The organism is Pseudomonas sp. LBUM1646 (assembly GCF_059716165.1).
Window position 1 is genome coordinate 4722386 of record NZ_CP166810.1, and the last position, 20115, is coordinate 4742500.

At 59.8% G+C, this 20115-nt stretch carries 19 protein-coding genes and 2 rRNA genes (1 of these 21 running past the window's edge); 7 read left to right on the top strand and 14 right to left on the bottom strand.

The annotated features are described in order from the left end of the window. Positions 1-59: 59 nt before the first annotated feature. A complete protein-coding gene (gene inhA / locus ACA071_RS21425) occupies positions 60-743 on the top strand; it encodes an isonitrile hydratase (protein ID WP_497645364.1) in 684 nt (227 codons plus the stop codon). Positions 744-1356: 613 nt separating this feature from the next. On the opposite strand, the gene ACA071_RS21430 is transcribed toward inhA, so the two are convergent. Together ACA071_RS21430 and ACA071_RS21435 are read right to left on the bottom strand one after the other, a co-directional pair. Beyond that, positions 1357-2157 (bottom strand): aminoglycoside phosphotransferase family protein, encoded by an 801-nt coding sequence (locus ACA071_RS21430; RefSeq protein WP_497640994.1) that lies wholly within the window; start codon positions 2155-2157, stop codon positions 1357-1359. Beyond that, positions 2158-2646 (bottom strand): SRPBCC family protein, encoded by a 489-nt coding sequence (locus ACA071_RS21435; protein WP_497640995.1) that lies wholly within the window; start codon positions 2644-2646, stop codon positions 2158-2160. A gap of 197 nt (positions 2647-2843) precedes the next feature. Between ACA071_RS21435 and ACA071_RS21440 the strand changes: the two genes are divergently transcribed. From ACA071_RS21440 to ACA071_RS21450, 3 genes are all read left to right on the top strand, one after another. Further along, a complete protein-coding gene (locus tag ACA071_RS21440; RefSeq protein ID WP_497640996.1) occupies positions 2844-3770 on the top strand; it encodes an ADP-ribosylglycohydrolase family protein in 927 nt (308 codons plus the stop codon). Further along, positions 3767-4165 carry a GFA family protein gene (locus tag ACA071_RS21445; protein ID WP_497640997.1) on the top strand — a complete coding sequence of 133 codons (399 nt, stop codon included), beginning with the start codon at positions 3767-3769 and terminating at the stop codon, positions 4163-4165. Before ACA071_RS21440 ends, ACA071_RS21445 begins: the two co-directional genes overlap by 4 nt. 61 nt (positions 4166-4226) lie before the next feature. Beyond that, entirely contained in the window at positions 4227-4628 is a 402-nt protein-coding gene (locus tag ACA071_RS21450; protein WP_497640998.1) for a lysozyme inhibitor LprI family protein, read from the top strand. A gap of 145 nt (positions 4629-4773) precedes the next feature. Here ACA071_RS21450 and ACA071_RS21455 read toward each other — a convergent pair whose 3' ends face one another. The 3 genes from ACA071_RS21455 to ACA071_RS21465 form a co-directional block, all read right to left on the bottom strand. Next, positions 4774-5799 (bottom strand): histone deacetylase family protein, encoded by a 1026-nt coding sequence (locus ACA071_RS21455; RefSeq protein WP_497640999.1) that lies wholly within the window; start codon positions 5797-5799, stop codon positions 4774-4776. Positions 5800-5951: 152 nt separating this feature from the next. Next, complete coding sequence (locus ACA071_RS21460) at positions 5952-7181, bottom strand: Zn-dependent hydrolase (protein ID WP_497641000.1); 1230 nt, start codon at positions 7179-7181, stop codon at positions 5952-5954. A gap of 23 nt (positions 7182-7204) precedes the next feature. After that, on the bottom strand, positions 7205-8515 hold the full coding sequence (locus ACA071_RS21465; protein ID WP_497641001.1) for an MFS transporter: 1311 nt from the start codon (positions 8513-8515) through the stop codon (positions 7205-7207). A 163-nt stretch (positions 8516-8678) separates the two neighbouring features. On the opposite strand from ACA071_RS21465, the gene ACA071_RS21470 reads away from it, so the two are divergent. After that, entirely contained in the window at positions 8679-9611 is a 933-nt protein-coding gene (locus ACA071_RS21470) for a LysR family transcriptional regulator (RefSeq protein WP_054053465.1), read from the top strand. On the opposite strand, the gene ACA071_RS21475 is transcribed toward ACA071_RS21470, so the two are convergent. From ACA071_RS21475 to ACA071_RS21500, 6 genes are all read right to left on the bottom strand, one after another. Then, positions 9608-10219 (bottom strand): RraA family protein, encoded by a 612-nt coding sequence (locus ACA071_RS21475; protein ID WP_497641002.1) that lies wholly within the window; start codon positions 10217-10219, stop codon positions 9608-9610. The two genes, ACA071_RS21470 and ACA071_RS21475, sit on opposite strands and share 4 nt — an antisense overlap. Next, entirely contained in the window at positions 10212-10604 is a 393-nt protein-coding gene (locus ACA071_RS21480) for a RidA family protein (protein ID WP_497641003.1), read from the bottom strand. The genes ACA071_RS21475 and ACA071_RS21480 overlap by 8 nt, the downstream gene beginning before the upstream one ends. Before the next feature lie 18 nt (positions 10605-10622). Next, positions 10623-11996, bottom strand: coding sequence for an MFS transporter (locus ACA071_RS21485; protein ID WP_497641004.1), 1374 nt, complete (start codon positions 11994-11996; stop codon positions 10623-10625). A gap of 103 nt (positions 11997-12099) precedes the next feature. After that, the gene (locus tag ACA071_RS21490; protein ID WP_497641005.1) at positions 12100-13029 is read right to left on the bottom strand and encodes a 2-hydroxyacid dehydrogenase; all 930 of its coding nucleotides are present in this window, start codon (positions 13027-13029) and stop codon (positions 12100-12102) included. After that, the gene (locus tag ACA071_RS21495) at positions 13026-13781 is read right to left on the bottom strand and encodes a class II aldolase/adducin family protein (RefSeq protein WP_476254712.1); all 756 of its coding nucleotides are present in this window, start codon (positions 13779-13781) and stop codon (positions 13026-13028) included. The genes ACA071_RS21490 and ACA071_RS21495 overlap by 4 nt, the downstream gene beginning before the upstream one ends. Next, on the bottom strand, positions 13778-15079 hold the full coding sequence (locus ACA071_RS21500; RefSeq protein WP_497641006.1) for an MFS transporter: 1302 nt from the start codon (positions 15077-15079) through the stop codon (positions 13778-13780). Before ACA071_RS21500 ends, ACA071_RS21495 begins: the two co-directional genes overlap by 4 nt. Before the next feature lie 156 nt (positions 15080-15235). Here ACA071_RS21500 and ACA071_RS21505 point away from each other — a divergent pair, with 156 nt between their 5' ends. Then, on the top strand, positions 15236-16195 hold the full coding sequence (locus tag ACA071_RS21505; RefSeq protein WP_497641007.1) for a LysR family transcriptional regulator: 960 nt from the start codon (positions 15236-15238) through the stop codon (positions 16193-16195). A 12-nt stretch (positions 16196-16207) separates the two neighbouring features. Here the strand turns inward: ACA071_RS21505 and mrdA are convergent, their stop codons facing one another. Then, complete coding sequence (gene mrdA, locus ACA071_RS21510) at positions 16208-18100, bottom strand: penicillin-binding protein 2 (RefSeq protein WP_497641008.1); 1893 nt, start codon at positions 18098-18100, stop codon at positions 16208-16210. A gap of 276 nt (positions 18101-18376) precedes the next feature. Between mrdA and ACA071_RS21515 the strand changes: the two genes are divergently transcribed. Beyond that, a complete protein-coding gene (locus tag ACA071_RS21515) occupies positions 18377-19300 on the top strand; it encodes a TIGR03571 family LLM class oxidoreductase (protein ID WP_497641009.1) in 924 nt (307 codons plus the stop codon). 115 nt (positions 19301-19415) lie between these two features. Here the strand turns inward: ACA071_RS21515 and rrf are convergent. Both rrf and ACA071_RS21525 read right to left on the bottom strand, forming a co-directional pair. Then, positions 19416-19531 (bottom strand): 5S ribosomal RNA (rrf, locus tag ACA071_RS21520). 157 nt (positions 19532-19688) lie between these two features. After that, positions 19689-20115, bottom strand: a 23S ribosomal RNA gene (locus ACA071_RS21525) (it continues 2465 nt past the right edge of the window).

The following is a 20115-nucleotide window of genomic DNA, read 5'->3' on the forward strand; positions in this document are numbered from 1 at the left end:
GCGCCAAATCCTACGAGCCTACAGTGAAGCCGTCCACCCCCAACCCGGAGAAAAACACCATGACGTTGCAGATCGGTTTTCTGCTGTTTCCACAGGTTCAACAACTGGACCTGACCGGCCCCTATGACGTGCTGGCCTCGCTGCCGGACGTGAAGGTGCATTTGATCTGGAAGGACCTGGTGCCGGTCACTGCCAGCACTGGCCTGGTGCTGAAACCGACCACCACGTTCGACGATTGCCCCGCGCTGGACGTGATCTGCATTCCCGGTGGCAGCGGTGTCGGACCGTTGATGGAAGATGAAGTCACCCTGACGTTCATCAAGGCCCAGGCGGCCAATGCCCGTTATGTGACCTCGGTGTGCACCGGCTCGTTGGTACTCGGGGCGGCGGGTCTGCTCACGGGCAAACGCGCCACCACGCATTGGGCCTATCACGACTTGCTCGGGACATTGGGGGCGATCCCGGTGAAAGATCGGGTAGTGCGCGACGGCAATCTGCTGACCGGCGGCGGGATCACGGCGGGCATCGACTTTGCCCTGACGCTGGCCGCCGAGTTGTTCGATAAGGACACGGCGCAAGTGATACAGCTGCAATTGGAATACGCGCCAGCCCCGCCGTTCCAGTCCGGCAGTCCGGAAACGGCACCGCAGAACATCGTGCAAGAGGCGCAACGGCGAGCGGCGCCCTCGTTCGTGCAACGCAAGTTGATCACCGAGCGGGCAGCGGCCAGGCTCGATCTTTGATCCTTCCTGTGCCGTAGGAGCATGGCTTGCCCGCGATGATCGATGACGCGGTTTTGTCTGAAGCACCGCGTCAGCTTCTTCGCGGGCAAGCCTTGCTCCTACAAAAAGCGAGGTACGACGGATGATTTTCGGCAGACGAAAAAAAACCCGCCTAAGCGGGTTTCTCAAGACCATTGCGACATCCTGTCGGCAGCCATCCTGGCTAATGGTCGATCATCCGTGATCCTGAGCACTTCCTGTGCTTCAGTTGATGGATTCAGAATATGCGCATCGCAGAAACTTAAACAGACGACATACCCGTGAGAGCGTGTAAGCCTTTGACCATTGATAGCCAAAATCCCTGCTCGCCTCGCTCCTACAACAACGTGATACGCCGGATGATTTACGACAGACGAAAAAAAACCCGCCGAAGCGGGTTTTTCCCAAGACCATTACGACTCCCTGTCGGCAGCGTGTCCTTGCTTATGGTCGATCATCCATGATCCTGAGCACTTCCTGTGCTTCAGTTGATGAAGCTAGATTACGCTTCGGATCCAATGTGCAATAGACGACATAGCTACTACCGCGTGTAAGACATTCGCCATAGCGCTCCTTCCGAAAACCCTTAGAGGCATCAGGCATCCAGCCTGCAAGCCGCGAGTTTAGCGACCTGCAGCTGACCTTCGGCCGCCAGGGTGTCGTCGTCCTCAAGAAACCAGGCTGCCGACAATCCGGCAAAGGCCAGCACCCATTGCAGCAAGCGCCGATGCTCAAGCCCTGCCGCTTCGCTCACCACTTGAATTTGCCGCTCAAAGCGCAGCGGATCCCCCGCCGTCGGCAGTTCGGGATTACAGATCAGGTTCGCGTAATCAAAACCCCGCTCACCGGTCACCCGCTTGGGATCGATGGCCAACCAGCCGCGTGGGCCAAAATCCAGAATGTTTTCGTGATGGATATCGCCGTGCAGCACGACCACGTCTCGCGGCTCGGCCAGCAATGCTTTGGCAGTGGTCAAACTGAGGGAATAGAGGCCGCCGTGTTGCTCGGCCGCCAGGCGTAACGATCTAAACCACTCCGGCAACGGCACCAGCGGCGGCAACGGCCACGGACGCGGCGCATGCAAACGCGCCACCGCCGCACAGATAATCCCGCTGGCCTCGTCATCCTGCCCGTTGAGCGCCATGTGCATCAGCGAGCGCTCACCCATGGCGCGTTCGATCAACAACCCGTCACCGTGATGGGCGAACACTTGGGCGGCGCCCTCACCGTCCCACCAGGTCATCAGCAGATTGCCGAATTTTTCCTCGGCATCCACTGCAACCTTCAACATGGCCGGTACATCAGCCATCCGTACCGGCAGCAAACGACTGCCAGGGGTGATGATTGGCACGCCGTCCGGCACCAATGCCCAGCGCTTCAACCAGGGCTCAAACATTCACTCTCCCTGATGTTCGCGGGCCTTGGCGCTGGTTTTCAGAAATTCTTCGATATTGTTCATCTGCTCATCCCAGCCACGACTGTCCATGCGGAAGGCCTTGAGCCGGCGTTCCTGGGGAACGTGGTCGAAACCCGACTCTGTGACCTTCAGCAAGGTGCCGTCATCCATGTCTTCGAGTTCGAACAGCACCAGGGTGGTGGGTTCCTGGGAGTAGTCGATGTGGGGCTCCACGGCATACGGATGCCAGCGAAACGAAAACACGCGCTCCGGCTCGACCCGCTCCACCAGGACATTCCACAGCAAGTGCTCATAACCGGGATAAGTAATCTGGCCCTGGGTCCATTCACCGGCGACAAAGCGCTTGCCTTCGAGCGACACGCCAAACCACTGGCCGAACGCTTCGGCATTGGCGACCACGCGCCACACATGCGAACGCGGCGCCTTGAGCAAAATCTTCCTTTCGATGCGATCTGATGCTGGATTCATAAGTCACCTCCTGTACTGAACAGTAGGCCTGTAAGACCACAAGACCAACCCTAAAGTTGTATCAAGCGGGTGCGACAATCTACATAACCTGAAATATTAGGCTGTATTTCAGACCATCAGTTCTGGATTAAGGACAAGAGTCAGCCAACCGAAACTGCTAACGTTTGCAGCAAAGTTGAATCAGACAAGGAAGATTCATGCAGCCTTCACTCTCGGAGCGTTATCGCGGGGCCCTGCTGGGACTGGCGTGCGGTGATGCCGTTGGCACCAGTGTCGAATTCCAGCCACGCGGCTCGTTCCTGCCCCTGACCGACATGGTTGGCGGCGGCCCTTTCAGCTTGAAGCCGGGACAATGGACCGACGACACCTCAATGGCGCTTTGCCTGGCGGAAAGTCTGTTGAACAAAACCGGTTTCGACGCCGTCGATCAAATGGGCCGTTACCTCAACTGGTGGCATTGGGGCTACTTGAGCTCAACTGGCGAGTGCTTCGACATTGGCATGACCGTGCGTGAAGCCCTGACCCGTTATCAGGAAACCGGCGACCCTTTTGCCGGCTCTATCGATCCGAACACCGCCGGCAACGGCTCGTTGATGAGGTTAGTGCCGGTTGTGCTGTATTACTTTCCCGACCGGGAGCGGATCAGGATCTTTGCCGCGAACAGCTCCCGGACCACCCATTCGGCGCCGGAAGCGATCGAATGCTGCCAGTTGTTTGCCGAATTGATTGGCAAAGCGCTGCTCGGCGCACCCAAAGCGGATTTACACAGCCCGTCAGAGACGACATTCGTTGAACCAAAGGTCGCAGCCATCGCCCGAGGCGATTACCTGAGCAAATCGAAAAACGAGATCCGTGGCAGCGGTTACTGCGTGGCCTCGCTGGAAGCGGCCTTGTGGTGTTTTCACCATACCGACAGCTTTGAAGGCGCCATCCTGGCGGCCGCGAACCTGGGCGACGATGCCGATACGACCGCTGCAATCGTCGGTCAGTTGGCCGGGGTCCATTACGGTGTACAGGCCATTCCCCCGAGTTGGCTGGCAAAGTTGCACCAACGCCATGACATCGAAGCCACGGCGCAAGCCTTGTTTCATGCGGCAACGGACTCCACCGGAGAAACGTCATGAGTGGCCTGCTTGGCAGCTGCTTGTGCAAAACCATCGAATACCAACTCGACGGCCTCGATATGCCGATCGTTCATTGCCATTGCCAGACTTGCCGCAAAGCTCACGCCGCAGCTTTCGCCTCGACCGCCGGAGTCCGGCGCGAGCACTTTCGCTGGACCAAGGGCCAGGACCGGCTGAGCAGCTACGAATCGTCGCCCGGCAAGCTTCGGCATTTCTGTTCGGTCTGTGGTTCGCAGTTGATGGCGGAACGCTTGGCTCAGCCGCATGTGATCGTGCGGGTGGCGACGCTTGATGATGATCCGGGGATGATGCCGCAAGCGCACATCTGGACGTCTCATGACGTGCCGTGGCTTGAATATGAATCGAACGAGAAATGTCCGCAGTGGCAGACATAGATTCACCGTCCGCTTCGCGACACTGCATCCCGACTTTCCAACATCACCACGAGAATCCCCCATGCACCCACGCTTTCTCCTGGCGCTGATGCCGCTGCTGTTCACCACCGTGGCTCACGCCGTGGACTGTGACAATGCCAGTAACCAGAGCGACATGAATCAGTGCTCCGCCGAGCAGAACAAGGCTGCGGATAAGGAACTGAATGCGCTTTACCAGCAGATCACCAAAAGGTTGAAGGACAGTCCCGATGCCAGGAAGCTGTTGGTCAGCGCCCAACGTAGCTGGGTGGCGTTTCGGGATGCTGAGTGTGAGTTTTCGGCTTCCGGAGTGGCGGGTGGCAGCATGGAAGGGCTGATCTACAACCAGTGCACCACCGACGTGACCAAGGCTCGCGTCGAAACCTTCAAGCGCTACCTGAAGTGCGAGGAAGGCGATATGAGTTGCCCGGTGCCTGGGGCTTGATGCGCCAGTGGCGGTGATGGCCTCATCGCGGGCAAGCCTTGCTCCTACAGCTGATTTTCGGTGTACGCGCGATTTATCTATCACCGTCAAACAGTGTAGGAGCAAGGCTTGCCCGCGAAGGCGATCTGTTCAGGCCCTTTCAAACTCAGATCTGCCACACCTCGGCATTCACAAAAAACGCCCGCGCATTATCCTCAAGACTCTCCAGGTGATACCCACCCTCCTGCACTATCAGACACGGCACCCCAAGGCTGCGAATCCGCTCGCCGAGCACCGCAAACCCTTCCCGGGTCACCGCCACTTTACTCTGAGGGTCCAGCTCGAAAATATCGAAGCCCAGGGACAACACCAACACCTCGGCACCGAAGTCTTTCACCGCCGTCAGCGCCACCTCAAGTTGCCCGAGGAAGTCCGCCTCACTGGCGCCATGGGCCATCGGCAAGTTCAGGTTGAAGCCTTCGCCTGCCCCGGCCCCACGCTCATCGGCAAACCCGGCCACTCCCGGATAGAAGTTGGTCGGATCGCCATGCACCGAGACGTACAGCACGTCATCGCGGTCGTAGAAAATCTCCTGAATGCCTTGACCGTGATGCATGTCGGTATCGAGCACCGCCACTCGCTCGAACCCTGCGCGCAAGACCTGCGCCGCTACTGCAGCGTTGTTGATGTAGCAGAAACCACCGGCCGCTTCTGCACGGGCGTGATGCCCTGGCGGACGGCATAAAGCGTAAGCAGCCGGTTCACCATCGAGCAACGCCTGGGCCCCGGCAATCGCGCTTTGCGCCGACCAATAAGCCGAGCGCCAGGTCTGCTCGCCCACCGGGCAACTGCCATCGGCCAGGTAGCGGGCAGCCTGGGCGAGAATCCCGCGCAGGGCGTTGGGCTCGCGGACGAAGATATTCGACATCACCTCATCGCCCCAGTCCTCGGGGATTTCCTTCCAGCGTTGATGGGCTTCCTGCAGGAACGTCAGGTACGGCGCACCGTGGACAGCCAGCAATGGCGCCAGTCCGGCGTCGGCCGGTTGCTCGACGTTGAAGCCTAAAGAATGCGAGGCCTGCACCAGTCGCTGAGCGCGCTCTGGCACTTCCTGTGGCGTGCGCATCTGCCCGCGGGAGTAGTAGCTGCGTGGGTGATGGAGCAATTGTTCGGGGTGGAAAAAACTGCGCATGGGATAAATTCCTGTCAGTTAACGCACATCTTGAAACCAGGCATGCCCCCTGCAGGAGCGAGGCTTGCCCGCGAAGGCGGTGTGTCAGTCAACGTCGATGTTGAATTTGCTGACGCCTTCGCGGGCAAGCCTTGCTCCTACAGGGATTGGGGTTATTCAGTTGTTCCGGCGCGGGCCAGGACGGCGTTGAGCAACACGTCCGTGCCCTGGCGTACGTCTTGCGGCAACACATCCTCGGCTTCGTTATGGCTCAAACCACCGACGCAAGGGATAAACACCATCGCCGTCGGGCAGTACCGCGCCAAGTGAATCGCATCATGCCCGGCACCGCTGACAATCGATTGCTGAGCGTAGCCCAAGGCATCCACCGCTTGCTGCACCGCTGCCACGCACTCGGCGTCGAACGGCGTGGCCGGGCTGATCCAGTGTGGGGTGATGGTCAGCTTCAAACCGCGACCATCGACAATCGCCTGAAGTCGTGCGCGCACTTGCTGCTCCATCGCCTCAATCGCGTCGTCGCGGTGATGTCGCAAATCCACCGTGAAGTTCACCAGCCCCGGAATGGTGTTGCGCGAAGACTTGTTGATGCTCAACTCGCCGACCGTGGTCAGGCCTTCCGGGGCGAAATCCGTGGCCAAAATTTCGATAGCCTGGATCATCCGCGCGACGCCGTAGAGCGCGTCTTTGCGCAACGGCATCGGCGTGGTGCCCGCGTGGGCGGCCATGCCTTCGACCCGCACGTCGAGCCAGCGAATCGCCTGGCCGCCCGTGACCACGCCGATGCTCTTGGCGTTGTCTTCGAGGATCGGGCCTTGCTCGATATGCGCTTCAAAGTACGCATCCACCGCACCGCCCAACGGACGCTCGCCGGCATAACCGGTGCGTTGCAGGGCTTCGGCGACGCTGATGCCATCGATGTCACGCACCGCCAGCGCCGCGTCCAGTTGCATGATCCCGGTGAACACCGCCGAGCCGAACATCGCCGGGGTGAAGCGTGCGCCTTCTTCGTTGGTCCACACCGCCACTTCCAGCGGTTTGCGGGTCTGGATGCCGAGGTCATTGAGGCAACGGACCACTTCCAGACCGGCCAGTACACCGTAGACGCCATCGAAACGGCCGCCTTCCGGTTGGGTATCGAGGTGGCTGCCCATCATCACCGGCGCCGCATCGGGATCGGTGCCTGCGCGGCGGGCGAACAGGTTGCCGATGGCGTCCACGCTCAGGGTCATGCCGGCTTCGCGGCACCAATGGGCAAACAGTTCGCGACCGGCCTTGTCTTCATCGCTCAGGGCCAGACGGCAGCTGCCGCCGCGCGCCGTGGCGCCGATTTCGGCCATGGCCATCAGGCTTGCCCACAGGCGTTCACCATTAATCTTCAACATGAGTTACTCCTCAAAAACCGGGATTAAGCGTTGGCCAGTTCGATGCGCTCAGCACTGGCATGGCGACGGGCAAGGGACAAAACGCAGATCAGCGAAGTCGCAGCGATCAGGCTGTAGAACACCGCCAACGGCCACCATTGCCCGGCGAATTTGTGCGCCAGCATCGTGCCAACCAGCGGCGTCAGGCCTCCGGCCACGGCACCGCAAATCTGATAAGCGAGAGAGATCGCGGTGTAGCGCACCCGCGTCTCAAACATGCCGCTGACGTAACCGGCGATCACCGCGTAGAACGACGCCATGCACACCACCGCCAGGGCGATGCCGAGGATGATCAGCGACGGCTGGGCCGAGCTGACCAGCACAAACATCGGGTACGGAGAGGCCATCGCCAGCACCGACATCAGGCACAGGAACCGCGTCGCGCCGATCTTCTCGGCAGTCCACGCCGCCAGCGGTTGAATGCAGAACTGAATGATCGCCACCACAAACAAACACTCGAGAATCAACGAGCGCGGCAACTCAAGTTGCTGGGTGGTGTAGGCGATCATGAAGGTGTTGGTGAAGTACACGCCGGCGATCCCCAGCGTGTTGGCGCCGATGCACAGCAGCAGCGGACGCCACGCCGTACGCAGCACTTCCATCACCGGCGCCTGCTCCTTGCGCGTGCTTTTGCTGGCCAGTTCGCGGCTGGCGAGGAACTCGGGCGATTCATTCACGCCGAGACGAATCGCCAGGCCCACCAGCAACAACAGCGAGCTGGCGAGGAACGGCAGACGCCAGCCCCAACTCATCAAGTCTTCTTCCGGCAAGCGAGTGACTGCGCTGAAAGCCAGCAGCGACAGGATCAAACCGGCCGGGCTGCCCAGCTGCGCAAACGAGGCGAAGAAGTTGCGACGGCCCTTCGGCGCATGTTCACCGGCCATCAACACTGCCCCGCCCCACTCACCACCGACGGCGATGCCCTGGACGATGCGCAGCAGGATCAACAGCACCGGCGCAGCGACGCCGATTTGTGCGTAAGTCGGCAGCAAGCCGATGCACACGGTGACCACGCCCATCATCAGCAAGGTGATGATCAGCGACTTCTTGCGCCCGATGCGATCGCCGATATGGCCGAAGATTATCCCGCCCAACGGTCGAGCGAAAAAGCCCACGGCGAAGGTGCCGAATGCAGCCATGGTGCTGAACAGTTTGTCGTCGGAGGGGAAGAACAGCGCGCCGAACACCAAAGCGGCGGCGGTGGCGTAGATGTAAAAATCGTACCACTCGATCATGGTGCCGATAAAGGCTGCGGCTGCCGCACGGCGCGGCTGTGACGAAGCTTGAGGCTTCATGGGTCTGGGCTCCTTTGGTTATTTTTTTGGCAGGAGTGGAACAGCAAATCCGAGGCGCTCTGATGGCGCCTGTCTGGGAGTGATTTATCGTCTCGGGGCTATGATTAGTCAATTTTCTATTTATTATGCGGACTATTACGCCAGCTTATAATCGAGAGTCACCATGGCCGAACGCGAAGTGCAACGCCTGCTCAATGACCGTCTGGACTGGAACCTGCTGCGCACCTTCCGGGTGATCGGCCAGGAACTGAGCATCAGCCGCGCCGCCGCCCGCCTGCACTTGACGCAACCGGCGGTGAGCCAGGCGCTGAAGCGGCTGGAAGAACAATTGGGCCGGCAACTGATCGCCCGGCGCGGGCCACGATTTGCCCTGACCGAAGTCGGCGAGCAGATCTTCGAACTGGCCGGGGAAATCTACGGGCAGATGTCGCAAGTCAGCAGCGTGCTGGAGCAACCGGCCGATGAAGTGATCGGCAAGGTGCGGTTGCTGATCATCAGCCGGATTTTCTCCGAGCGTTTCGATGACTTCCTCGCCGATTTCCACCGTCAGCACCCGCGAGTGGATCTGGAAGTGGATGTGATGCGCAGTTCCGACATCGTCAGCGCCTTGCAGGAGAAGACCGCCACCCTTGGTTTGAGCCTCAATCGTCGGCCACAACCGCGCCTGGAACAGCGGCTGTTCCTGCGTCAGCGCTATGCGTTTTTCTGCGGCAAGCACCATGCGCTGTTCGGCCAGCAGAACGTCGCCGAAGGGGATTTGCAGCGGGAGAATTTCGTCAGTTTCACCAGCGACCAAATTGGCGGCATGCTTTCGCCGCTGACGATTTTTCGAGATCAGCAGGGTTTTAGCGGGCGGATTGTGGCGTCGTCGCCGAGCCTGGAAGAAGTCCGGCGACTGGTGATCGCCGGCTTCGGCATCGGCTGCTTACCCGAGCACGTGGTGGCGGCCGACGTCGACGCCGGATTGCTCTGGCGCCTGCCGCCCCACGAAGGGATTGCCGATGTGGACATTCATTTGCTGTGGAACCGCGAGCAGCGCATGAGCCGCGCGGAGACACTGTTTATCGAGAGCTTACAGGCGTGCCTGACGGCTTAAACCTTTAAAACCTGAGCAACCGGCTCGCCGGCGTTTAAGCGTTCCAGCAAACGCGGCTCGTCGCGGTCGGAAGCCAAAGCCTGATCGATGACCGCGGCCGCGGTTGGCCCATCGAGAAACAGCACGCCGTTGTCGTCCGCCAGCACCAAATCTCCCGGATGCACCGTGACGCCAGCACATTGGATCGGCTGATTGATCTGGCTATCACCCCGACCATGCAACTTGGTGGTCAGCAGGCTGGTGCCGCGAGCGAAGACCGGCAGCCCGGCCTCACGCAGCTCCAGCAGATCAGTGACCGCGCCGTCCACCACAATGCCCACCGCTCCAGCACATCGGGCCGCGCAACTGGTAACGGCACCGACCGGCGCGTGCTGGTGATCGCCACCGGTGTCGATCACCAGCACATCGCCAGGCTTGATCAGCGCCAAGGCCTGGTTGACCGCGATAGCATCGGCGCCGACCAGTTTCAGGGTCAGCGCCCGGCCCACCACTTTCACATTCGGCACCATGGCCCGCAGTTGCGAATCGGCAAAGCCTTCCTCCAGGAAATGCCCGAGGGTTGGAAAACTTACGGCTTTGAGCTGCTCGATCAATCGGGACTCATCCATGTTGTGGCTCCTTGGCAATCAACTCGGCGACACAATCAATTTCCAGCGACACGCCCCACAGTGCGACACAAACGGTGGTGCGAGCCGGTGGTGCATGGCCGAGAAACTCGCGATACACCGCGTTGAACGGCTCCAGTTGCACCGGATCGGTGAGGTAGGCGTTGACCTTGATCACATGGCTGAAATCGGACCCGGCTTCAATCAGGATCGCCTCCAGATTGCGCAAGGTTTGCCGCACTTGTTCGGTGAAATCGGTGGGTTGGTCATCCAGATTGTTCTGGGCCGGAATCTGCCCGGCGGTGAACACCAGATGGCCACTGACCACCGCTTGGGAGTAAGGGCCGACCGGGCCGATGAAGCCCGGGGCGGATTGAATTCTGCGCATGGCTTGGAACTCCTGGGCTTAGGCCGCAGCCGATTTGAAGGGTTTGTGCTGCGAGTCGGCCGGAGCCTCGACCGGGACTTCGCTGATGTCGCGCTTGAAGGTCTCGGTCAGCAACAACAACGCCAGCAACGAAATCAACGCCGCGCCGATCATGTACCAGGCCACCGAAGAGCCCTTGCCGGTCGCCGCCAGCAACGCGGTAGTGACAATCGGCGTCGCCGCGCTGCCCAGCAGACCGGACAACATGTAGCTGATCGACAACCCCGAATAACGCACCCGCGTGCCAAACAACTCGGCGAGAAAAGTCGCTATCGGCCCGTAGTTGGCAGCGAACGCCGTCATCAATAGCAGGTAACCGAAGATCACCAGCGGCAGCTCTTTGGTGTCCATCAACCAGAACATCGGGAACGCCACCAACGCTTCCGCGACGATGCCGGCGACGATGATCGGCTTGCGTCCAAAGCGGTCCGACAGCGCCCCGAACACCGGCAGCATGACGATGCACCAAGCGCAGGACAGCAACACCACGCCGAGCATCGTGCTGCGGCTGAAGCCAAGATTCTGCGTGCCATAAGTCAACCCGAACGCGACGATGATGTTGAACGAAGCCCCGGTCGACATGGTGGCGATGCCACCGAGCACCACTTGCTTCCAGTACTTGCGAAAGACTTCCGCCAGGGGCATTTTCACCTGCACTTCGGCTTCCTTGACCTTGTTGAAGGCCGGGGTTTCGGCGATGTTCAGGCGGATGTACAAACCTACGGCGATCAGCAGCACGCTGGCCAGAAACGGGATTCGCCAGCCCCAGGCCAACAGGTCTTCCGGGGACAGGTAGGCGGCGATCAACAGGAAGGCCAGGTTGGCGATCATGGTCCCCGCCGGAACGCCGATCTGCACCCACGAACCATACAAGCCGCGCTTGTTGGCCGGCGCATGTTCCACCGCCATCAACACCGCCCCGCCCCACTCGCCGCCCAGCGCCAGGCCTTGAATCACCCTGAGCAACAGCAACAGGATCGGCGCCCAGATGCCAATGGCTGCGTAGTTGGGCAACAAGCCAATGGCGAAGGTCGCGGCGCCCATGGTCAGCAGCGAAATCAGCAGCATCGATTTGCGGCCCAGCTTGTCACCGAAGTGCCCGAACAGGGCGGCGCCAACGATGCGTGCCAGATAGGCCGAGGCGAAGGTGCCAAAGGCCAGTAACGTGCCGATCAACGGCACGAAGTCCGGGAAGAACACTTTGTTGAAGACCAGCGCGGACGCCGTGGCGAAAACGAACAAGTCGTACCACTCCACGGTGGTGCCGATGACACTGGCCACGGCGACTTTTTTCATACTGATTGGCGCTTGCGGCGGCGTGCCGGACTTTTCTGCGGACGATAGATCGCTCATCACTGACTCCAGGAATTTATTTAATTGTTTTGACTGGCAGTAAATCGTTTCGAGGCGAAGGATTGTTGTTATGTCTCGCCCAACTTAGTGGGCGAGTTTGTTGTTAGTAACCGAGTGTTCTGTCCGCACAATTCAATAGCGGTTCATCGGCGTTCAATCGGCGAAAGTTCTCCGCTATTTGTTCGGCAATACAATCGTGGGAGGCGGCCGAGGCCATGTGCGGGGTGATCGTGACGCCGGGCAGGGTCCAGAGGCGATGATCGGCCGGTAGCGGTTCCTGTTCGAAAACATCCAGTAAGGCGCCGCGCAGTTTTCCTCGTTTCAGGGCGTGTTCGAGGTCGTCGATATTCAGGTGGCCGCCGCGACCACAATTGACCAGCGCGGCGCCATTGGCCAAGTGTTCGAACGTCCCATTGCCGAGAATGCCGCGGGTCTCGCTAGTCAGTGGCAGCAGGTTGATCAACACCTCCAGGCCATCGAGAAACGGGTTCAATTGTTCCGCACCCGCGAAGGTCTGGACTCCGCTCAGATCCTTGCCACGACGTGCCCAACCACGAACGTCATAACCCGCGTTGGCCAGATCCTCGGCAATGGCGCTACCCAACGAACCCAGGCCCATCACCCCGACCTTGAACTGCCCCGCAGCCCGTTGCAGCGGTCGTTCCCAATGCTGTTTCCGCTGTTGTTGCAGTACCTGATCGAAGCCACGGTGATAGTGAATCACCGCCCAGCGCACGTACTCGGTCATGCCCTGACGGTGGCCGGGATCGACCACCCGACACACCGGCAAATCCGGGCACGACGGGTCGTGTTCGAGGTGATCGATCCCGGCGGCGACCGAGTGAATGACTTGCAGGTTCGGCAATGCGCCGAGGCTGCCGGGCAACGGAAACCAGCACGCGGCAATCTGCGCATTTACGGCCAGCGGATCATCGGCCAGCACGGTGGTGAGTTGCGGCGCGCTGCGGGCAAACGCGGCTTGCAGTTGTTTGAGCAACAGGTTGTCGCGGGACAATAGAACAACGGTGTTCATGACAGATAGGACTCGCGCTGGGATTCGATCAGGGTTAAAGCGGCCTCCCAGGCCAGGTCGATGATGTTGTCCTGTTCATCACGGTCAAATTGCTCGGCGGTGTGGGCGCAGACTTCCGGCGACGGGTAGTGCAGCGCCGATCCGCCGGCCAGCGCCGCCACTTGCGCCTGACAGGCACGCTCCAGAAAGTGGATTTCCTGGAACGCCTGGGCCACGCCGGAACCGCCGACCAGCAAGCCGTGGTTGCGCAGGATCATCGCACGGTGCGGCCCGAGGTCGGCGATCAAACGCTCGCGCTCATCCAGCGACAGGGCGATGCCTTCATAGGTGTGATAGGCCAGTTTTCCGTAGAACTTCAGCGCGTGCTGACTGATCGGCAACAAGCCCTGTTTCTGCGCCGCAACCGCCATGCCCGCTGCGGTGTGGGTGTGGATCACACAGTTAAGATCCGGTCGCGCCATGTGGATCGCCGAGTGAATGACAAATCCCGCAGCGTTGACCCGATGACCGGCGTACTCGGGGTCGACGATGCGCCCGTCCTGATCGATGCGCACCAGGTCCGAGGCGCGCATGCGGTCGAAAATCACCCCATAGCGATTGATCAGGAAATGATGCTCGGGACCTGGAATGCGCAGAGTGATGTGGGTGTCGATCAGGTCGGTCATGCGAAAGTGCGCGACCAGCCGATACAGCGCCGCCAGTTCGCAACGGGCTTGCCATTCAACCGGGTCGATGTGTGCAGGTTTACTCACGAATACACCTCTTTAGTAGCGTGGGTGACGACCGGGTTGGCGCGCAGGCGGGCCAGGCCGCAAACACCGATCAGGGACAGCGCCGAGAGCAAGGTGAAGAACACCGCCAGCGGCCACCATTGCCCGGAAAACTTGCTCGCCAGCAGCGTGCCGATCAGCGGCGTGGTACCGCCGGCCAGGGCACAGCTCAACTGGTAAGCGATGGAAATTCCCGAGTAGCGCAGGTGCACCGGGAACGCTTGGGTCATGTACCCGGCAATCACCGCGTACAGCGCCGAGAGGATCACCACCGCCAACGCGATGCCGAGGGTCATCAGCACAATGTTTTGTGTGGCCACCAACAGGAACATCGGGTATGGCGTGACCATGCACAGCAGTGCGACGAGTTTGAGAAAGCGACCTTCGCCGATGCGTTCGGCCAGCAGCGCGGAAAGCGGTTGCGAGAGCAACTGAATGACTGTCACCAGGAACAGGCAATCGAGAATGGTCGAGCGCGCGATGCCCTGATATTGGGTGACGTACGTAATCATGAAAGTGTTAGTGAAAAAGAACCCGGCCGAACCGATGGTCACGGCGGCAGCGGCGAACAGGATCTGCCGCCAGCAGGTGCGGATCACGTCCTTTACCGGGTATTGAGAGGTTTCGTTATTGTCCCGGGCCTTGGCGAACTCCGGTGATTCGTGGACCCCGGAACGGATCATCAGGCCGACCATCATCAGCACGCCACTGGCGAGGAATGGCAGACGCCAGCCCCAGGCGAGGAAGTCCGCGGGATCAAGGGAGGTGACCAGACGGAAGGCAATCAAGGCCAGCAACAAACCTGCCGGACTGCCGAGTTGGGCGAACGAGGCGTAGAAGGTCTTGCGCTTGGCCGGTGCGTGTTCGCTGGCCATCAGCACCGCCCCGCCCCACTCGCCGCCGACGGAAATCCCCTGGATCAATCGCAGCACAATCAGACCGACCGGCGCCCAGATGCCAACACTGGCGTAGCTGGGCAGCAGACCGATGCCGGCGGTGGCCAGGCCCATCAGCGCCATGGTCACCAGCAACATCTTCTTGCGACCGAGGCGATCACCCAAATGACCGAAAACCATGCCGGCCATCGGGCGGGCGATAAAGCCGACAGCGAAACTGCCGAACGCCGCCAGGGTGCTCATCACCGGGTCACTGCTGGGAAAGAACACTTGCCCGAGCACCAGCGCCGCCGCAGTGGCGTAGATGTAGAAGTCGTAGAACTCGATGGTCGTGCCAATGAAGGCAGCGGCCGCGGCTCGTCGCGGTTGAGGGGTGGTGTGCATGCAAGGACCCTGTGTATTTATAGTTTTGGGCAGGTACTGAAGGCTGGCTACGGTTGCACTCTGTGGCGCTTGTGGGCTTTATCGCTTCCATGCCAGGATTAGTCAATTTTCAAATTCTTATCTTTACTATTAGCACCGCTACTACCTGGAGTATTTATGTCCTCCGTTACCAACCCATGGGTCGGTCGGCGCTTTCTGAATGATCGCCTCGACTGGAACCTGCTGCGCACCTACCTGGTGATCGGCCAGGAAGGCAGCATGAGCCGGGCCGCCGCGCGTTTGCACATCACTCAGTCGGCGGTCAGCCAGGCGTTGAAACGTCTGGAAGAACAACTGGAGTGTGTGTTGATTGCCCGCAGCGGGCGGCGCTTTGATCTGACGGAGACCGGGGAAGAAGTCCTGCGTATTGCGGCGGATATCTATGGCGATATTTCCCGCTTGGGCACGGTGGTCGAAAGTCGGCATGACGACGTGGTGGGCAAGATCCGCATCCTCACTGTCAGTGGCGTGCAGGCGCGGCACTACGATGAATTCCTCGCCGACTTCCATGAAACCCACCCGAAAATCGAGCTGGAAGTCGAGGTGATGGGCAGTTCGAACATCATCAGTTCGTTGCTGCAAAAGACCGCGACCATTGGCGTCGGCCTGTGCCGTTTGCCGCAACCACGGCTGGAGCAGCGGGTACTGTTTCGTGAGCGTTATGCGTACTTTTGCGGGCAACGTCATCGGTTGTTCGGGCAGGAGAATCTGCCCCTGGAACAGTTGGCGGCGGAGAACTTCGTGAGTTTTACCAGCGACCAATTGGGCGGCAATCTTTCGCCGTTGACGCTGTTTCGCGACGAGCAAGGCTTTACCGGCAAGATCGTCGCCTCCTCCACTAGTTTCGAAGAGATTTACCGCTTGATCTGCGCAGGGTTCGGGATTGGTTGTTTGCCGGTGCACTTGGTGCGGCGGGATGTCGAGCAAGGTTTGCTCTGGCGTTTGCCGCCGGAAGACGGCGTAGTGGATTTCGATATCCAGCTGCTGTGGAATCGCGAGCAGAAGATGACTCAGGCGGAAACGGTGTTCCTGGAAAGCTTCCAGCACATGCTCAGTATTCGTGAGCCTGTGCTGTGAAGCCTTTCATTCCTAGACGTGAGGATCGCCCGGCGGTTTAGCGGGCGTGGCGTACTGCGGTTTGAGATGACCGTCTTGGTCGAGTAGCCAGGCGTCCATGATCTGCCGCACCACGGGACCGGCCACACGCCCACCGGCCTCGCCGTTTTCGATCATCACCGAGATCACAATCTTCGGATGCTCGGCCGGTGCGAAACCGACGAACAAGGCGTTGTCGCGGTTACGTTCCAGAGTTTTCGCCCGGTTGTAACGCTCGCCCTGCTTGATCGCGACCACTTGCGCGGTGCCACTTTTGCCGGCGATGCGGTACTGGGCACCCACCGCCGCTGCCCGGGCAATCCCGCGCGCATCGTGCATCACCATTTGCATACCGTGGTTGACCTGTTCCCAGTCACGCGGATCCTTGAGCAGGATGTTCGGCATCGGGTTCTCGTCCACCGGCGCGACGCCATCGACGGTCTTGGCCAGGTGCGGCCGGTTCCACACGCCTTTGTTGGCGATCAACGCCGTGGCCTGGGCCAGTTGCAGCGGCGTGACTTGCATGTAGCCCTGGCCGATGCCGAGGATCACGGTTTCGCCGGGGAACCATGGCTGACGCCGCGTGGCGCGTTTCCAGGCCTGGGACGGCATCAAGCCGGGCGACTCTTCGAACATGTCCAGCGAGACCTTTTCCCCGAGCCCGAACATGGCCATGTAATCGTGCAGCCGATCGATGCCCAGCTTGTGCGCAAGATCGTAGAAGTAGGTGTCGTTGGAGCGCATGATCGCCGCGTCCATGTCCACCCAGCCGTCACCGCTGTGGTTCCAGTTGCGGTATTTGTGATCGAAGTCCGGCAATTGGTAGTAACCGGGGTCGAAGACGCGGGTTTGCGGGGTGACCACGCCGGCGTCGAGGCCGGCAATCGCCATTTCCGGCTTGATGGTCGAGCCCGGCGCATAGAGGCCGCGCAGGACGCGGTTGAACAGCGGCCGGTCGATGGAGTCGTGCAGCGCCGCGTACTCCTTGAAGCTGATGCCGGTCACGAACATGTTCGGGTCGAAACTTGGCTTGCTGACCATGGCCAGCACTTCGCCGGTCGATGGATCGAGGGCGACCACCGAACCACGGCGATCACCCAGGGCATCCTCGGCGGCTTCCTGCAGGTGGACGTCGAGGCTCAGAACGATGTTTTTGCCGGGTGTCGGATCGGTGTGCTTGAGCACGCGCAGCACGCGACCCTGGGCGTTGGTCTCGACTTCTTCGTAACCGACGTGGCCGTGCAACTCGGACTCGTAGAATTTTTCGATACCGGTCTTGCCGATGGATTGGGTGCCGCGGTACTCCACCCCATCCAGCGCCTTGGATTCTTTCTCGTTGATGCGCCCGACGTAACCGATGGAGTGGGCGAAGTGCGCGCCCATCGGGTAATGGCGGACGAACTGAGGCTCGACATCCAGCCCCGGCAGGTGGAATTCGTTGACCGCGAGGACGGCGATCTGCTCTTCGGTGAGTTCGTAGAACAAGGTCACCGGCACGAACGGATGCCGCGCCTGTTTCATGGCTTTGTCGAACAAGGTGCGGTCTTCGGCCGGCAAGTGCAGGAGGTTGATCACCTCATCCAGCTCTTCTTTGACATCCGTGGTGCGTTCGCGGGTGATGGTCAGGTTGAAGCTGGGCCGGTTGTCCGCCAGGACTACGCCATTGCGGTCATAGATCAGCCCTCGCGTCGGAGTGATCGGCAATACGTGAACGCGGTTGTTTTCGGAGATGGTGGAGTGGTAGTCGAATTCGACCACTTGCAGTACGTACATGCGCACGACCAGCGCGCAGGTGATGGCGACCACAAACAAGGCGCAGGCCATCAGCCTTTTATTGACCAGGCGCGTCTCTTTTTCGTGATCCTTGATCGGTATCGGTTCGGGCATTTCTGCAGCAGCTCTTTGACTATGAAGGGGGTGCCGATCCTCAGCGTTGTCATCAGTCCATTAAAAAACGAGCTGCACCATACCAAAAATGACGCCGGCACTTTAGCGCGATTTCCTCGAACGGTTGTCCTTGAGGGCCAAAACGACGGTCGGACGTAGGTTGTGATGCGGTGTACTCGTGCGTTTTACTCAAGATTGATATTCCCATTCATGCATTTTTCTTGCAGATGGGCCTGTGGATACTGGGTGCATGTCATTCCCTCTCTGGAGTTTTTCATGCACTCACGTTTTCAACAATTACTGGGGTCGAATGGGTTTTCCATTGGCCTTGAACTGCCGCTGGATAACGACTGGTCCAGTGATGGCCAACGACTGCGACTGGACGAGGATAGGCCTTTCGGTGTTCCCGACCTAAAGCAGCACGCGGCTATGGCACGTTTGGCCGACAAGTCTGGGTTTCGCGCCCTTTGGGTGCGCGACGTACCGGTTTATGACCCCAACTTCGGCGATGCCGCACAGGTATTCGAAACCTTTTCCTACCTCGGCTACCTGGCGGGAATCACCGACAACATCATGTTGGGCACGGCCGCGGTGGTGCTGCCGTTGCGTCAGCCGTGGCTGACACTCAAGGCTGCCAACAGTGTCGATGAGTTGAGTGACGGACGCCTGCTCCTTGGCGTGGCCAGCGGTGACCGTCCGATGGAGTATCCGCTGTTTGGTGTCGACTACGCCCAGCGGGGCGAGATCTTTCGCGATACGGTTGAGTTGTTGCGTAGCCAGGGTGAAGGTCGCCTGCCTGAAGGCGCTCGCCTGCTGCCGGAGCGCGATCAGCCAGTGCCATTGCTGGTGGCCGGGCTTGGTCAGCAGTCTCCAGCCTGGATCGGCCAGCATATGGACGGTTGGCTCGCCTACCCCGGCACGCCGGATGAGCATCGTCGCCGGGTGGGGTTATGGCGTGAAGTCGGCGGCGATAAACCTTACATCAGCTTTGTTCATCTGGATCTGGAGGCGAATCCGTATGCGCCGATGCGGCGTGTGCGCTTCGGTGGCAGTTGTGGGCGCCTGGCATTGATTGATGAACTTCAGGCTTTGCGAGACGCAGGTGTACAGCATGTCGGCTTGCACATGCGCCGCAGCGAACGACCGGTGGCGGAGGTGATTGAGGAAATCGCCGAACACGTACTGCCGAAGTTTCATTGACGGTGCGGCTGGAACCAGGGATAGCCATTGGGCTGTCCCTTTTTCGTGCAGCCACTTTCCTGCGGGCAAAACAAAACCCCTACCTGCATACGCAGATAGGGGTTTCGGAATTTAATCTTGACGATGACCTACTCTCACATGGGGAAACCCCACACTACCATCGGCGATGCATCGTTTCACTGCTGAGTTCGGGATGGGATCAGGTGGTTCCAATGCTCTATGGTCGTCAAGAAATTCGGTAGCCAGGTCGTTCACCTTTCGGTTTACGCTCCAGCGAATGGGTATGTGACAGATTTGTGTGTTTTTTTGCTGCGAACTTTCGGTTCATTGCGTCTTCACACACCGCAATCTGATGCTCTCTCGAGTAGTCAAATTGCTTGGGTGTTATATGGTCAAGCCTCACGGGCAATTAGTATTGGTTAGCTCAACGCCTCACAGCGCTTACACACCCAACCTATCAACGTCGTAGTCTTCGACGGCCCTTCAGGGGACTCAAGGTCCCAGTGAGATCTCATCTTGAGGCTAGTTTCCCGCTTAGATGCTTTCAGCGGTTATCTATTCCGAACATAGCTACCCGGCAATGCCACTGGCGTGACAACCGGAACACCAGAGGTTCGTCCACTCCGGTCCTCTCGTACTAGGAGCAGCCCCTCTCAAATCTCAAACGTCCACGGCAGATAGGGACCGAACTGTCTCACGACGTTCTAAACCCAGCTCGCGTACCACTTTAAATGGCGAACAGCCATACCCTTGGGACCGGCTTCAGCCCCAGGATGTGATGAGCCGACATCGAGGTGCCAAACACCGCCGTCGAT

Bases quoted from the DNA above. Each gene is read 5' to 3' on its own strand.
- ACA071_RS21445 (WP_497640997.1), top strand. From the start codon at position 3,767: ATGAGTGGCCTGCTTGGCAGCTGCTTGTGCAAAACCATCGAATACCAA.
- ACA071_RS21455 (WP_497640999.1), bottom strand. From the start codon at position 5,799: ATGCGCAGTTTTTTCCACCCCGAACAATTGCTCCATCACCCACGCAGC.
- ACA071_RS21500 (WP_497641006.1), bottom strand. From the start codon at position 15,079: ATGCACACCACCCCTCAACCGCGACGAGCCGCGGCCGCTGCCTTCATT.
- ACA071_RS21515 (WP_497641009.1), top strand. From the start codon at position 18,377: ATGCACTCACGTTTTCAACAATTACTGGGGTCGAATGGGTTTTCCATT.
- mrdA (WP_497641008.1), bottom strand. From the start codon at position 18,100: ATGCCCGAACCGATACCGATCAAGGATCACGAAAAAGAGACGCGCCTG.
- ACA071_RS21435 (WP_497640995.1), bottom strand. From the start codon at position 2,646: ATGAATCCAGCATCAGATCGCATCGAAAGGAAGATTTTGCTCAAGGCG.
- ACA071_RS21475 (WP_497641002.1), bottom strand. From the start codon at position 10,219: ATGGATGAGTCCCGATTGATCGAGCAGCTCAAAGCCGTAAGTTTTCCA.
- ACA071_RS21505 (WP_497641007.1), top strand. From the start codon at position 15,236: ATGTCCTCCGTTACCAACCCATGGGTCGGTCGGCGCTTTCTGAATGAT.
- inhA (WP_497645364.1), top strand. From the start codon at position 60: ATGACGTTGCAGATCGGTTTTCTGCTGTTTCCACAGGTTCAACAACTG.
- ACA071_RS21460 (WP_497641000.1), bottom strand. From the start codon at position 7,181: ATGTTGAAGATTAATGGTGAACGCCTGTGGGCAAGCCTGATGGCCATG.
- ACA071_RS21490 (WP_497641005.1), bottom strand. From the start codon at position 13,029: ATGAACACCGTTGTTCTATTGTCCCGCGACAACCTGTTGCTCAAACAA.
- ACA071_RS21450 (WP_497640998.1), top strand. From the start codon at position 4,227: ATGCACCCACGCTTTCTCCTGGCGCTGATGCCGCTGCTGTTCACCACC.
- ACA071_RS21440 (WP_497640996.1), top strand. From the start codon at position 2,844: ATGCAGCCTTCACTCTCGGAGCGTTATCGCGGGGCCCTGCTGGGACTG.
- ACA071_RS21430 (WP_497640994.1), bottom strand. From the start codon at position 2,157: ATGTTTGAGCCCTGGTTGAAGCGCTGGGCATTGGTGCCGGACGGCGTG.
- ACA071_RS21480 (WP_497641003.1), bottom strand. From the start codon at position 10,604: ATGCGCAGAATTCAATCCGCCCCGGGCTTCATCGGCCCGGTCGGCCCT.
- ACA071_RS21470 (WP_054053465.1), top strand. From the start codon at position 8,679: ATGGCCGAACGCGAAGTGCAACGCCTGCTCAATGACCGTCTGGACTGG.
- ACA071_RS21465 (WP_497641001.1), bottom strand. From the start codon at position 8,515: ATGAAGCCTCAAGCTTCGTCACAGCCGCGCCGTGCGGCAGCCGCAGCC.
- ACA071_RS21485 (WP_497641004.1), bottom strand. From the start codon at position 11,996: ATGAGCGATCTATCGTCCGCAGAAAAGTCCGGCACGCCGCCGCAAGCG.